Genomic DNA, 13,962 nt, shown 5'->3' on the forward strand with positions numbered 1-13,962 from the left:
TCAATTCTCCAGGACGTCGAGCAGGCCCAGGGGCAGCGGCACGTCCATCAGCTTGTCGAACAACAGATAAAGACCGATGGCCATCAGGCTGATGATCACCACGCTCGGCACCCAGCGACCGCCGTAAAGGCGCGCCATCGGCACGCCGATCAGGATGCTGGCAAGGATGAAGCCCAAGGGTTCGAAGGTCCCGGCGAAGACCAGCAGCAGCACCACGCAGATACCGATTTTCTGCAAGGTTTCGCGGTCCAGGTGCGGGTCTTCGTCGCTGTGCACGATGGGCGTAGGGCGAAACAGCATGTACAGCAATGCCAGCCCCATCAGCCCGAGCATCAGCAAGGGAAAGGCGCGGGGGCCGACCGGTTCGTAGGAAAAGGCGGCTTGATAGGGCCAAGCCATCAGCGCCAGGCCGATACAGACCAGTAGCAGCACCGCGGCAAAAATACGTTGGATGGTGAGCATGACTAACTCCTGGGCGGCGCCGACAGTGCCAGCGCCGCCGCGAGAACAGAGACGGTTACTGGATCAGGCCGAACTCTTTGGCCAGCACCTTGTAATCAGCCACTTGTTTCTTCACATAGGCGTCCAGTTCCGGGCCGGTCATGGCGAACGGGAACAACTCGCGCTGGTCGCGCAACTTGGCGAACTCTTCGGAAGCCAGCAGTTTGTCGAACGCGTCTTTCCACCAGGCGTAGTCTTCGTCGCTGACCTTTGGCCCGAGGTAGAAGCCACGGACCACTGGCCAGAGGATGTCGTAGCCTTGTTCGCGAGCGGTCGGGATGTCTTTCATTTCCGGCTCGTCCAGGCGTTTATCGGAGAACACCGCCAACAGACGCATGTCACCACTCTGGATGTGCGGCATGGAGTCGGAAATGTCCGTACTGCCGACCTGAATATGACCGCCGAGCAGGGCAGTGGCGATTTCACCGCCGCCTTCGAGTGCCACGTAGCGCAGTTTGCGCGGGTCGATACCGGCAGCCTTGGCGATCAGGGCGGTTTGCATCCAGTCCTGGCTGCCGACGGTGCCGCCGGAGCCGATCACCACCGAGCCTGGATCTTTCTTCAGGGCCTGTACCAGATCGTCGAGGTTCTTGTAGGGCGAATCGCTCTTCACTGCAATGGCGCCGTAGCTGGTACCAACGGCCGCTAGCCAGCGCACGGCGTTTTCATCGAAACGACCGAACTTGCCTTGCGCCAGGTTCAACAGCGAACCGCTGGACCAGGCCACCAGCGTACCGGCGTCGGCCGGACGCTGGGCGACCACTGCGTTGTAGGCCACCGCGCCGACACCGCCGGGCATGTAGGTCACCCGCATGGGTTTGGTCAGCAGTTTCTGGTTGACCAGCGCGCTTTGCGCCAGTTTGCACGTCAGGTCGAAACCGCCGCCCGGTGCTGCCGGGGCGATGCATTCGGGGCGCTTGGGCTCTTTGGATGGATCAGCGGCGAGCAACTGCCCGGCGAACATCAGGCATCCGGCGGCCAGGGCTACTTTACGCAGTGATAGGTTCATTATCGTCTCCACAGGAGTTGTTGTTGTGTGTTGCCAGTTGGGTGCTGCCGGATCCTCGCGGCTCCGGCAGCCTTCGGTTACCAGAGTGCGACGCTATAGCTGACCAGCAGACGCATTTCATCGGCATCGCGGGCTGAATAATTGGAACGGTAGGTCGCGTTGCGCAGGCGTACGGCAACGTCTTTGAACGTGCCGCTTTGCACCACGTACTTGATCTCGCTGTTGCGTTCCCATTCCTTGCCGCTGTCGCCATTGCGCAGCGAAATGTTGTCGCCGCTCACGTAGCGACTCATGAAGCTCAGTCCCGGGATCCCCAGCTTGCCGAAGTCATAGTCGTAGCGCGCCTGCCAGGAACGCTCGTCGGCTTCGGCGAAATCGTTGATCTGCACGAAGTTCACCAGGTACGGGTCGCTGCCATCGACATAGGGGAAGGCACTGTCACCGGACATGTGCTGGTAACCGGCGCTGATCTTGTGGCCGCTCAAAGCGTAGCTCACCAAGCCATTGAGGGACTTGTTGTCGATCTGGCCGCCGCGGGCCGCGCCCTGGTCATCACTGATCGCCAGGCGCAGGTCGGTGCTGAACGTACCGGGGCCGATGGCATGGGAGGAGACCAGGCCGAGGAAATGCTGGTTGTAGACTTCGCTGAGCTGGGCGAAGTGATAACGGCCGGTGATCTTGTCGGTGAACTTGTAGTCAAGGCCGCCGAAATTGAAGTGTTCGCCGGCCACGCTGCCGGTGAAGCGGCCGTTCTTGTTGTTGAGGGCGATGTCCTCGTAGTTGGTGTCGTCGCGATCCTTGGCGTTGTTCAAGCGACCGCCGGTGAAGGTCAGGTTCTTGATTTCGTTGGAGGTCAACAAGCCGCCTTCGAAGGTCTGCGGCAGGATGCGCCCATCGTTGGGCTTGAGAGTTGGCAGTTCTGGAATCAGGCTGCCGATTTTCAGCTCGGTGGCGGAGATCTTCACCTTGCCGGTCAGGCCCAGCTTGGAATATTCGTCAGCGGCGCGACCGTCATCGTGGGTGGGTAACAAGCCGGTGCCGGTACGGTCCGGGCTGGAGTCGAGCTTGACCCCGAGCATCCCCAATGCATCGATGCCGAATCCCACGGTGCCTTCGGTGTAACCCGACTGCAGGTTGAGCATGAACCCCTGGGCCCATTCGTCACGCTTGGATTGCTGCGCGCTGGTGCCGTCGCGAAAGTCGCGGTTGAAATACATGTTGCGGGTTTCGAAGGTTGCCGTACTGTCTTCGATGAAGGCAGCCTGGCTCATCGGTGAAAAACCGGCGAGGGCGGCGGCACTGGCCAGGGCGGTCTGGTTGAAGCGGGAAAGGCGAGCAGGCGCTGGGGCCTGGAGCTGCATGGACAGCATGGTGGTACTCCGCTTTATTGTTCTTATTTGGCGAAAACGCTTCGAGGCGTTTTTCGTTCGCGATGTGCGTCGCGACGGCAGCCGAAACTGTCCGTGGGAGGACTCTAACGGCCCAACCTTTCGCTAACCTTTCAAAAGCTTTCAGCGTGTTTTTTGCCTTCACAGTGGCGGATGCGGCTGTAAACTCCGCGCCAAAGAATGGTGTCGGCCATCCCTGAATCGAGGAATAACCCATGCGTGTCCTGCTCGTCGAAGACCATCTGCAGCTCGCCGAAAGCGTTGCCCAGGCGCTCAAGAGCACCGGTTTGACCGTGGACGTGCTGCACGACGGCGTCGCGGCTGACCTGGCCTTGAGCAGCGAGGAATACGCGGTGGCGGTCCTGGATGTCGGGCTGCCGCGCATGGATGGTTTCGAGGTGTTGGCGCGTCTGCGGGCCCGTGGCAAGACCTTGCCGGTGCTGATGCTGACCGCTCGCAGCGACGTCAAGGACCGTGTCCATGGCCTGAACCTCGGCGCCGACGATTACCTGGCCAAGCCATTCGAGCTCACTGAGCTGGAGGCCCGGGTCAAGGCACTGTTGCGCCGTAGCGTGCTGGGCGGCGAACGCCAGCAGCGCTGTGGCGGGCTGGTCTATGACCTGGACACCCGCCGCTTTACCCTCGACGATGAACTGTTGACCCTGACGTCCCGCGAGCAAGCCGTGCTGGAGGCGTTGATCGCCCGGCCGGGGCGGGTGATGAGCAAGGAGCAACTGGCGGCCCAAGTGTTCGGCCTGGACGAAGAGGCCAGCCCCGACGCTATCGAAATCTACGTCCATCGCCTGCGCAAGAAGCTCGATGGTCATGCGGTGGCGATCGTAACGTTCCGCGGCCTGGGCTACCTGCTGGAAAATCGCAATGCATAAGCCCGACAGCCTGCGCTGGCGGCTGCTTCGCAACCTCGCGCTGCTGCTGGTGGTATTGATGCTCGCCAGCGGCTTGAGCGCCTACTGGAACGGTCGCGAGGCTGCAGACACCGCCTACGATCGGACCCTGCTGGCCTCGGCCCGGACCATCGCCGCGGGCCTTTCGGCGCGTGACGGCAGCCTCAGCGCGGATGTGCCCTACGTGGCCCTGGATACTTTCGCCTACGACAGCGCCGGACGCATTTATTATCAGGTCAATGACATCGACAAGAAGCTGATTTCCGGCTACGAAAACCTCCCCGGCCCGCCGCCCGGCACGCCGCGCACGGACGATTACCCAGCCTTGGCACGTTTTTACAACGCTCGCTATCAGGGACAGAATGTACGAGTGGTCAGCCTGCTCAAGGCCGTGAGCGAGCCGAACATGAACGGCATGGCGGAAATTCGTGTGGCGGAGACTGAAGAGGCGCGGGTCAGCATGGCCCGTGGGCTGATGGCCGACACGCTGTTGCGCCTGGGCATGCTGGCCGTGGGCGCGCTGCTGTTAGTGTGGTTTGCGGTCAGCGCGGCGTTGCGCCCGCTGGAGCGCTTGCGCACGGCGGTGGAGGAGCGCCAGTCGGACGATCTGCGGCCGTTGCCGCTGGTGGAAGTGCAGCACGAATTATGGCCGCTGGTGCGGGCCCTCAACCATTTCACCGAGCGCCTGCGCGGGCAATTCGAGCGTCAGGCGCAGTTCATCGCCGATGCCGCCCATGAACTGCGCACGCCCTTGGCCGCGCTCAAGGCGCGTCTTGAGCTGGGCTTGCGTGCCAGTGAACCGGCGACCTGGCGTGAAACCCTGGAAACGGCGGCCCAAGGCACGGACCGGCTAACCCACCTGGCTAACCAGCTGCTGTCCTTGGCGCGTGTGGAAAACGGCGCCCGGGCCATTGCCGAGGGCGGCGCGCAGTTGCTTGATCTCAGTCAGTTGGCCCGTGAGTTGGGCATGGCCATGGCCCCGCTGGCCCATGCCCGAGGGGTGGCGCTGGCCCTGGAAGCCGACGAACCGGTATGGCTGCGGGGCGAGCCGACCTTGTTGAACGAGTTGTTGAGCAACCTGGTGGACAACGCCCTGGCCCATACCCCGTCGGGTGGCAATGTAATCCTGCGGGTTTCTGCGCCGGCCGTGCTGGAGGTCGAGGACGATGGCCCCGGCATTCCGCTGCACGAGCGGGACCGGGTGTTCGAGCGCTTCTATCGACGCAACCAGCAAGTGGCGGGTTCGGGGCTGGGATTGGCGATCGTCGGCGAAATCTGCCGTGCGCACCTGGCGCAGATCACCTTGCACGACGGGCAGGAGCGCGGGTTGAAGGTGCGGGTGAGTTTTATCCCAGGCGCAGACTGATCCTGTGGGAGCAAGGCTTGCCCGCGATGATGGCGACACGGTCTTTATATAAAACGAGGCGCCTGTTTCGCGAGCAAGCTTTGCTCCCACAAATCCTGTTGCCACAGGTCACAAATTCAGGCTTGACTACGCGTTCGTAGGTGTCCGACCTGCTTAATAGAACATCGACCGCGCTTCTTCGATATCCGCACACCGTGCCTTGTTCTCCGGGTCGATGCCCAGTTTCTTGAAGGCGGGAACCCCGAACACGTCAACCTTGCTCAGGGGATGGTCGGTGTCCTTGTAGCAATACAGCGCTGCGACCTGCACCAGGTCGACATAATCGATTTGCTTGGAGTCCCGGGTGAAATCCAGATACAGCCCCGGCAGTTTCACCAACCGCTCCGGAAACTCCCAGACGCTGAGTAGTTTGTCCCCCAGCACCGGGTGAATCGTTTCGATGACGTGGTTGAGGCTGACCGGGTCCGACAGCAATTCATTGTTGTCTTGCGCATACGTCAGGATCGGCAGCACGCCGATCTGGTGCACCAGCCCACCCAGCGCGGCCTGGTCGGGCTTGAGTTGGGTGTAACCGCGACACAGCGCATAGCTGACGCCGGCGATCTCCAGGCTCTTGCGCCAGACTTCGCGCATCTTCAGCTCCACTACTTCGGAGCGGGCGTGGAAAATCTGCTCCATGACCAGGCCGATGGCCAGGTTGCTGCTGTAGTTGACGCCCAATCGAGTGATGGCCGTGTGCAGGTCGGTGACTTCCTGTGTGGCGCGCAGCAGTGGGCTGTTGACCACCTTTATCAGGCGTGCCGAGAGAGCCGTATCGCGGCCGATCACTTTGCTCAGGTTGCTGACGCTGATTTCCGGGTCTTCGGCGGCCCGGCGAATCTGCAGGGCCACTTCCGGTAATGTTGGCAGAACCAAGTCATCGTTATCGATGGCTTGCACCAAATCCCGTTGGACCTTATCCGCCAAATCGCTCATTTCGGTTCTCTAGGGTATTGCGGCAAATGCTGCGATCAGCGCTGGATTTCGCGGTCGCGATCCAGTTCGTAAGGCAGGTCCAACAATTGAAGGCTTGGGCCTTCCAGGCTACCGAGGTGCAAATTGTCGTCTTCTGCTGCTTCGGCCTGCAATACCGCAAGCAGTTCAATATTCCCCTCGTCGCGGGCGGCAATAACCACTTCGCCGATGGAGCTGCCATGCGTGGGGGAGAACAGCGCGGTGCCAGGCTCTGGCAGTTCGCTGGCGTCCAACTGCAGGCGGTACAGGCGTCGCTTGAGCTTGCCCAGGTATTGCATGCGGGCGACGATTTCCTGGCCGGTGTAGCAGCCTTTCTTGAAACTGACGCCGCCGATGGCTTGCAGGTTGAGCATCTGTGGGATGAACAGCTCGCGGGTGGCCGGCATGACCTGGCCGATTCCGGCGCGGACCTGGCCCAACAGCCAGGGGTTCAGATCCGCTTCGGCCAGTTCTGTGCCCAGGCGGGTTCGCAGTGTCTGGGCCTGTTCGGCGGGCGCCCACAGTTCAGCGCGGCCGGGAGATACGCGGATGGCGATCAAGGCTTCATGGCGAGCCACGCTGTCGGTGTCCCCCGGTAGTTCGAGGCCCAGGCCGGCCAGCGCCTTGTCGGCGTTTTCCAGGCCGAAGCGAACCCAGGCCGCGCTTTCGTCGGTGAGCTTGGATTTGGAGAACACGGCATATTTTTTCAGGTCGGCCAGTTGCGACTCAAGCAGTTCGGCGGCCATGGCCATCAACACGCCGTCGCCTTCGAGCAGGATACGGAAGCTCGATTGCATCCGGCCTTTCTGGGTGCAGCGGGCGCCGAGGCTGGCCCGGCTGTCACTCAGGTAGTCGAGGTTGCAGGTCAATTGGCCTTGCAGGAATTTGCCGGCATCCACGCCGCGGACCGCAAGGACGCCTTCGTGGGACAGGGTGCAGAAAAAAGCGGAATCAGCCATGGGTCATCGCAGGGTAAAAGGTCTGGTAGACATCATAAGGGGGCGCCCTTGAAATGGGTAGTTCACAAAGGATCGATGGTGCCCTGCCAAAGCTGTCTGTTCCGCTGCGGCGGGGCCTGTATACTTGCGCTCTATTTGAGGAGCGCTCCATGGTCGAAGATGTTGAACTGAATCGCCTCTACTGGCACAGCCGCCGCGGCATGCTTGAGCTGGACGTGTTGCTGGTGCCATTCGTCAAAGAGGTTTATCCCCATCTCAATGAAGTGGACCGCGCGTGTTATGTCCGCCTGCTCGAATGCGAGGATCAGGACATGTTCGGCTGGTTCATGGAGCGCAGCGAATCCGAAGACCCTGAGTTGCAGCGCATGGTCCGGATGATTCTGGACCGTGTCCAACCCAAGTAATCGCTTCGAATGCCGCTGGCAGGCCTCCGGGCAACTGCTGGCAGCCTATCTGCTGGCCCAGGTGTTCGCCCTGGGGTCGTTGTTCCTGTTGTCCGTCCCCTCCGGGGTCGCGGTGCTTGGCGTCGCATTGTGCCTAGCCCATGGCGCCTGGGTGATTCCCCGACATTTATTGCTGACTCATCGCCGGGCCATTTCCCGGTTGCGTCGAAATGCCGCTGGCTGGCAACTCTGGAGTCGGGCCGACGGGTGGCGGGCTGTGCAGCTGCGCCCCGATAGCCTGGCGCTGCCGATGATCGTCGTGCTGCGCTTTCGCGTGCAGGGGGAACGGCGGGTCCGCTCGCTGTGTGTGCCGCGCGACGCGCTGGCGCCGGATATCCATCGGCGCCTGCGGGTACAGCTCAGGTTCAGTCGGCGTAGGTGGGCGGCACCAGGATAGTGTCCAGTGCCTCGGGCAGCAGGTTCGGGTAGTCAAGCGTGTAATGCAGCCCCCGGCTTTCCTTGCGCTCCATGGCCGAGCGAATCATCAGTTCGGCCACCTGGGCCAGGTTGCGCAACTCGATCAGGTCGCGGCTGACTTTGTAGTTGCTGTAGAACTCGTCGATTTCATCCAGCAGCAAGCGCACCCGATGTTGTGCCCGTTGCAGGCGCTTGTTGGTGCGCACGATGCCCACGTAGTCCCACATGAATCGCCGCAGTTCGTCCCAGTTGTGCGCGATGATCACGTCTTCGTCCGAATCGGTGACCTGGCTGGCGTCCCACGAGGGCAGGGCGGCAGGAACGGCAATCTGCGGCAATTGCGCCAGGATGTCTGCCGCCGCCGAGCGGGCGTAGACGAAGCATTCCAGCAGCGAGTTGCTGGCCATGCGGTTGGCGCCGTGCAGGCCGGTGAAGCTGGTTTCGCCAATGGCATACAGCCCAGGCACGTCGGTACGGCCCTGTTGGTCGACCATCACACCGCCGCAGGTGTAATGCGCCGCCGGCACCACCGGGATCGGCTGCTTTGTGATGTCGATGGAAAACTCCAGGCAGCGTTCGTACACCGTCGGGAAGTGACTCTTGATGAACGCTTCGGGCTTGTGGCTGATGTCCAGGTAAACGCAATCGATACCCAGGCGCTTCATTTCGTGGTCGATGGCCCGGGCGACGATGTCGCGCGGTGCCAGTTCGGCGCGCGGATCGAAGCGCTGCATGAAGCGTTCGCCGTTGGGCAGCTTCAGGTGGGCACCTTCGCCACGCAAGGCTTCGGTGATCAGGAAACTCTTGGCCAACGGGTGATAGAGGCAGGTGGGGTGGAACTGGTTGAACTCCAGGTTCGCCACCCGGCAACCCGAACGCCAGGCCATGGCGATGCCATCGCCGCAGGCGCCGTCGGGGTTGCTGGTATACAGATAGACTTTCGCTGCGCCGCCGGACGCCAGGATGACGAAACGTGCGCCGTAGGTGTCGACTTCACCGGTGCCGCGATTGAGCACGTAGGCACCGAGGCAGCGATCACCGTCCAGGCCCAGGCGTTTTTCGGTGATCAGGTCGACCGCGACGCGCTGTTCCAGCAGTTCGATGTTCGGCCGCAGTCGCGCCTGGGCGAGCAGGGTCTTGAAGATCGCCGCACCAGTGGCGTCGGCCGCATGGATGATGCGCCGATGGCTGTGACCGCCTTCGCGCGTCAGGTGGAACTCGAAACCGCCGTCTTCGGTGCCCGATTGTTCGTCACGGGTAAACGGTACACCCTGATCGATCAGCCACTGGATGGCTTCCCTGCTGTGTTCCACGGTGAAACGCACCGCTTTTGGATTGCAAAGGCCACCGCCGGCGTTGAGGGTGTCCTCGACATGGGATTCAATGGTGTCGGTATCGTCCAGCACGGCTGCGACACCGCCCTGGGCCCAGAAGGTCGAACCGTTGGCCAGGTCGCCCTTGCTCAGTACTGCAATGCGCAAATGCGCAGGCAAAGTCAGTGCAAGGCTCAATCCGGCGGCTCCGCTGCCGATTACCAGAACATCGTGTTGAAACTGTTGGCTCATTCGAATGGTTTCCGCTCAAGGCGACCCGGGTCGGGGTTGGCGCAAGACACCGGTTCAACGGGTCAGGCAGCCACGCAGCCCACTAGTATATAGAGGGGGGGATCGGCACAATAGCCGGGCATTCATGGCAATGTGAAACCAGCGTGACAGAAAAGCGACACGCTTCGTCGGATCGCCGTTTTTGGTACAACGTCGATAAGGCCGCCGTTTCGAGGACAGAACGCTGTTTATCTCGTCACGGTTGCCTGGTATTCAGTGTGCAGCGCTATAAATAGTGGGAACTTTTGCCAAGCGCCTACGTTCAATAGACGGTTGTCTGCAAAAGGGAGCAGCGTCGGGTTGGTGCAAGATTTCGATTGGAGTCTCTGCCGTCAGGCCCGGTGACAGATTATTCGCGCAGCCGGGGAATCTCCTGCTGCGTTTTTCGTGCGTGCCGAGATCAGAGCGCGCCGGAAACTTGCTTGGAAGGGGGAGAACTTTTGCGAAAAGCCCGAGTCTATGTTTGCAAGCCCGGTCAATTAGTAATGCAAGCCTCCTTCGAGCTTATCGAGGAGTGTTCATGCTAACCCAGGAAGAGGATCAGCAGCTGGTCGAGCGCGTCCAACGCGGCGACAAGCGAGCTTTCGATCTGCTAGTGCTTAAATACCAGCACAAAATTCTCGGGTTGATCGTGCGTTTCGTGCACGACACCCATGAAGCGCAGGATGTCGCTCAGGAAGCCTTCATCAAGGCCTACCGCGCACTTGGAAATTTTCGCGGGGACAGCGCGTTTTATACGTGGCTTTACCGCATCGCCATCAACACGGCGAAAAACTATCTGGTTTCACGCGGCCGTCGGCCGCCGGATAGCGATGTAAGTTCTGAAGATGCCGAGTTCTATGATGGCGATCATGGCCTCAAGGATCTCGAATCACCGGAACGTGCGTTGCTGCGGGATGAGATTGAAGGCACCGTCCATCGAACCATCCAGCAACTGCCCGAAGATTTGCGTACGGCTTTAACTTTACGTGAGTTCGACGGTCTGAGTTACGAAGACATTGCGAGCGTCATGCAATGTCCTGTAGGCACCGTGCGCTCCCGGATCTTCCGCGCCCGGGAGGCCATTGATAAAGCCCTGCAACCTTTGTTGCAGGAAAACTAGAGACAGCGGCGACAGCCAAGAGAGGAACGCCATGAGTCGTGAAGCCCTGCAGGAATCGCTGTCCGCAGTGATGGATAACGAAGCGGACGAACTGGAATTGCGTCGGGTATTGAATGCCTTCGACGATGTTGAAACCCGTGAGACCTGGGCTCGTTACCAGATCGCCCGGGCCGTGATGCACAAGGACTTGTTGCTTCCACGCCTGGACATCGCTGCGGCCGTTTCCGCTGCATTGGCTGACGAAGCCGTACCGGTAAAAGCTTCTCGCGGACCATGGCGCAGCCTGGGTCGCCTGGCAGTAGCCGCTTCGGTCACCGTGGCCGTACTGGCCGGTGTACGCCTGTACAACCAGGATGAGATTGCTGGCGTGCAGATGGCGCAGCAGTCCAACCAGCCAGGCCTGACCGCTCCACAGGTCAAGGGTCCAGCGGTACTGGCCGGCTACAGCGAAGGCTCGGAAACCGCAGGCCCAATGGTCAATGGTGTTCTGCAAGGCCAACCTGGCTGGCATGATCAGCGTCTGCCCAACTACCTGCGTCAGCATGCTCAGCAAGCTGCCCTGAAAGGTACTGAAAGCGCGCTGCCTTACGCCCGTGCAGCCAGCATGGAAAACCGTTAATTAAGGAAAACCATTGCGCGCCATACCTCTATTCATGCTTCTGCTTGGTGGCTGGTGTGCAATTCCAGCCCATGCCGATGAGGCTCAGGATTGGTTGAACCGCCTGAGTCAAGCCGAGCAACAGCAGAGCTTCCAGGGCACTTTCGTTTACGAGCGCAACGGTAGTTTTTCTACCCATAACATCTGGCATCGCGTCCAGGATGGCAAAGTCCGCGAGCGGTTACTCCAGCTCGACGGCTCGGCACAGGAAGTCCTGCGCATTGATGGGCATACTCAATGCGTCAGTGGCTCCTTGATCGCAGGGCTGGGCAATACGCCTGACGGCACCTCACGTACGCTCGATCCGCAAAAACTCAAGAATTGGTATGACCTGGCCGTCATTGGCAAGTCGCGCGTGGCCGGGCGTCAAGCGGTCATTGTGGCGTTGACGCCCAAGGACCAGCATCGCTATGGCTTTGAGCTGCACCTGGACAAAGAGACCGGCTTGCCGCTCAAGTCCCTGTTGCTCAACGACAAGGGCCAGTTGCTCGAACGTTTCCAGTTCACCCGCTTGAATGTCGCCGCGCCGACAGACGGTGATCTGCAAGCCAGCGCCGAATGCAAGGCTGTCGCGCAGGATCCCGCCAAGGTCGTCGCGGTGAAGGCCGCCTGGCACTCGGACTGGCTTCCGCCTGGTTTCGAACTGTCCAGCAGTGCCGTGCGCAAGGACCCGGACACCCAGGTCCAGGTCAACAGCTTGATGTACGACGATGGCCTGGCGCGCTTCTCGGTGTTCCTGGAGCCGCTGAACGGTGCCAATGCCACCGATACTCGTACTCAGCTCGGCCCGACGGCTGCCGTCTCCCGCAGGCTCACGACGCCCCAGGGCGAAATGATGGTCACGGTGGTTGGTGAGATTCCTATAGGCACGGCGGAACGGATTGCGCTTTCCATGCGCTCCGACGTCACGGCGACTCAATAACCTGCTGGCTGCATGGGTGGTTCGATTGCGCGAGAGGCTGATGATGCCAGGGCTTGATCGAAATGCCGAAACTTCCTGTCAGTATTTTCATTTGCAAAAACCCAGCTTTTTTTCTATAGGTCAGAGCCGCTCGGCCCTGGCCTTGTCTGTTTCCGGAACAAAAATACCGGCGTATCTTTTCCTGGTATGCCTTGTTCCATATCGCTTAACCATGCTCGTCGTAACGGGAGCCGTATGTCGATACCACGCTTGAAAACCTATTTTTCTATCCTTGCCACCGTGCTTGTGCTCGGCCAGGCCGTTCCTGCCGTGGCGGTCGAGTTGCCCGACTTTACGCAATTGGTCGAGCAGGCTTCGCCCGCTGTAGTGAACATCAGCACGACCCAGAAGCTGCCGGATCGCCGCGTCTCGGACCAGCAGATGCCGGACCTGGAAGGTTTGCCGCCGATGCTGCGTGAGTTCTTCGAGCGTGGCATGCCGCAACAACCCCGTTCGCCCGGTGGCGGTCGCCAGCGCGAAGCGCAATCCCTGGGTTCGGGCTTCATCATTTCGCCTGATGGCTACATTCTGACCAACAACCATGTGATCGCCGATGCCGACGAAATCCTGGTACGCCTGGCCGATCGCAGCGAGCTCAAGGCCAAGTTGATCGGCACCGATCCACGTTCCGACGTGGCGCTGTTGAAAATCGAAGGCAAGGACCTGCCCGTGCTCAAGCTGGGCAAATCCCAGGACCTGAAAGCCGGCCAATGGGTCGTGGCCATCGGTTCGCCGTTCGGCTTCGACCACACCGTGACCCAGGGTATTGTCAGCGCCATCGGTCGCAGCCTGCCGAACGAAAACTACGTGCCGTTCATCCAGACCGACGTGCCGATCAACCCGGGTAACTCCGGTGGCCCGCTGTTCAACCTCGCGGGTGAAGTTGTCGGCATCAACTCCCAGATCTATACCCGTTCGGGCGGCTTCATGGGCGTGTCCTTCGCGATTCCGATCGACGTTGCCATGGACGTGTCCAACCAACTGAAAAGCGAAGGCAAGGTCAGCCGTGGCTGGTTGGGCGTGGTCATCCAGGAAGTGAACAAGGACCTGGCCGAGTCGTTCGGGCTGGAAAAACCAGCCGGTGCGCTGGTGGCGCAGATCCAGGAAGGTGGCCCGGCTGCCAAGGGCGGCCTGCAAGTGGGGGACGTGATCCTGAGCATGAATGGTCAGCCGATCGTGATGTCCGCCGACCTGCCGCACTTGGTGGGTGCCCTCAAGGCTGGTGCCAAGGCCAATCTGGAAGTGATTCGTGAGGGCAAGCGCAAGAACGTAGAATTGACCGTCGGCGCCATTCCTGAAGAAGGCAAGGAGTTGGATTCGCTGCCCAAGTCTGGCGTCGAGCGCAGCAGCAACCGTCTGGGCGTGGCTGTGGCCGAGCTGACCGAAGAGCAGAAGCGCACCCTGGAGCTTCAGGGCGGTGTGGTGATCAAGGAGGTGCAGGATGGTCCTGCCGCCCTGATCGGCCTTCAGCCGGGCGATATCATTACGCACCTGAACAACCAGGCCATCGGGTCCGCCAAGGAGTTCACCGACATCGCCAAGGCGTTGCCGAAGAATCGTTCGGTCTCGATGCGTGTCCTGCGCCAGGGACGTGCAAGCTTCATCACCTTCAAGCTGGCCGAATGACCGGTTAGCGGCTGAAAAAAAACCGCCTCG

General features: G+C 60.8%; 14 protein-coding genes. 8 read left to right on the forward strand and 6 right to left on the reverse strand.

All coding sequences use genetic code 11. The annotated features are described in order from the left end of the window. The 3 genes from KGA89_RS04290 to KGA89_RS04300 all read right to left on the reverse strand — a co-directional run bounded on the left by KGA89_RS04290 (position 1) and on the right by KGA89_RS04300 (position 2,880). A complete protein-coding gene (locus KGA89_RS04290) occupies positions 1-462 on the reverse strand; it encodes a tripartite tricarboxylate transporter TctB family protein (RefSeq protein ID WP_003198775.1) in 462 nt (153 codons plus the stop codon). 55 nt (positions 463-517) lie between these two features. Next, positions 518-1,510: a Bug family tripartite tricarboxylate transporter substrate binding protein gene (locus KGA89_RS04295; RefSeq protein ID WP_003198777.1), complete on the reverse strand. Its 993-nt coding sequence runs from the start codon at positions 1,508-1,510 to the stop codon at positions 518-520. A gap of 77 nt (positions 1,511-1,587) precedes the next feature. Next, the gene (locus KGA89_RS04300) at positions 1,588-2,880 is read right to left on the reverse strand and encodes an OprD family porin (protein ID WP_223470696.1); all 1,293 of its coding nucleotides are present in this window, start codon (positions 2,878-2,880) and stop codon (positions 1,588-1,590) included. A gap of 233 nt (positions 2,881-3,113) precedes the next feature. Between KGA89_RS04300 and KGA89_RS04305 the strand changes: the two genes are divergently transcribed. Continuing rightward, positions 3,114-3,785 (forward strand): response regulator, encoded by a 672-nt coding sequence (locus tag KGA89_RS04305; RefSeq protein WP_003198779.1) that lies wholly within the window; start codon positions 3,114-3,116, stop codon positions 3,783-3,785. Then, positions 3,778-5,169, forward strand: a complete 1,392-nt coding sequence (locus tag KGA89_RS04310; protein ID WP_013692481.1) for a sensor histidine kinase — start codon at positions 3,778-3,780, stop codon at positions 5,167-5,169. Before KGA89_RS04305 ends, KGA89_RS04310 begins: the two co-directional genes overlap by 8 nt. Before the next feature lie 153 nt (positions 5,170-5,322). On the opposite strand, the gene KGA89_RS04315 is transcribed toward KGA89_RS04310, so the two are convergent. Beyond that, positions 5,323-6,144, reverse strand: coding sequence for an HDOD domain-containing protein (locus KGA89_RS04315; RefSeq protein WP_003198785.1), 822 nt, complete (start codon positions 6,142-6,144; stop codon positions 5,323-5,325). A 35-nt stretch (positions 6,145-6,179) separates the two neighbouring features. After that, positions 6,180-7,121 (reverse strand): YgfZ/GcvT domain-containing protein, encoded by a 942-nt coding sequence (locus tag KGA89_RS04320; RefSeq protein WP_223470698.1) that lies wholly within the window; start codon positions 7,119-7,121, stop codon positions 6,180-6,182. 149 nt (positions 7,122-7,270) lie between these two features. On the opposite strand from KGA89_RS04320, the gene KGA89_RS04325 reads away from it, so the two are divergent. Continuing rightward, positions 7,271-7,525, forward strand: a complete 255-nt coding sequence (locus KGA89_RS04325) for a succinate dehydrogenase assembly factor 2 (protein ID WP_003184348.1) — start codon at positions 7,271-7,273, stop codon at positions 7,523-7,525. After that, positions 7,509-7,961, forward strand: coding sequence for a protein YgfX (locus KGA89_RS04330; protein ID WP_223470700.1), 453 nt, complete (start codon positions 7,509-7,511; stop codon positions 7,959-7,961). The genes KGA89_RS04325 and KGA89_RS04330 overlap by 17 nt, the downstream gene beginning before the upstream one ends. Here KGA89_RS04330 and nadB read toward each other — a convergent pair. Continuing rightward, positions 7,930-9,546, reverse strand: a complete 1,617-nt coding sequence (gene nadB / locus KGA89_RS04335) for an L-aspartate oxidase (RefSeq protein ID WP_003198791.1) — start codon at positions 9,544-9,546, stop codon at positions 7,930-7,932. The two genes, KGA89_RS04330 and nadB, sit on opposite strands and share 32 nt — an antisense overlap. Before the next feature lie 559 nt (positions 9,547-10,105). Here nadB and rpoE point away from each other — a divergent pair. The 4 genes from rpoE to KGA89_RS04355 all read left to right on the forward strand — a co-directional run bounded on the left by rpoE (position 10,106) and on the right by KGA89_RS04355 (position 13,932). Continuing rightward, positions 10,106-10,687, forward strand: a complete 582-nt coding sequence (gene rpoE, locus KGA89_RS04340; protein WP_003172477.1) for an RNA polymerase sigma factor RpoE — start codon at positions 10,106-10,108, stop codon at positions 10,685-10,687. Positions 10,688-10,718: 31 nt separating this feature from the next. After that, the gene (locus KGA89_RS04345) at positions 10,719-11,306 is read left to right on the forward strand and encodes a sigma-E factor negative regulatory protein (RefSeq protein WP_223470702.1); all 588 of its coding nucleotides are present in this window, start codon (positions 10,719-10,721) and stop codon (positions 11,304-11,306) included. Between the two features lie 13 nt (positions 11,307-11,319). Then, positions 11,320-12,267, forward strand: coding sequence for a MucB/RseB C-terminal domain-containing protein (locus KGA89_RS04350; RefSeq protein WP_223470704.1), 948 nt, complete (start codon positions 11,320-11,322; stop codon positions 12,265-12,267). 234 nt (positions 12,268-12,501) lie between these two features. Continuing rightward, on the forward strand, positions 12,502-13,932 hold the full coding sequence (locus tag KGA89_RS04355; protein ID WP_003198797.1) for a DegQ family serine endoprotease: 1,431 nt from the start codon (positions 12,502-12,504) through the stop codon (positions 13,930-13,932). Positions 13,933-13,962: the final 30 nt, after the last annotated feature.

Origin of the sequence: Pseudomonas sp. A-RE-22 (assembly GCF_019956035.1) — a bacterium.
GTDB classification, from domain to species: Bacteria; Pseudomonadota; Gammaproteobacteria; order Pseudomonadales; family Pseudomonadaceae; genus Aquipseudomonas; species Aquipseudomonas brassicacearum.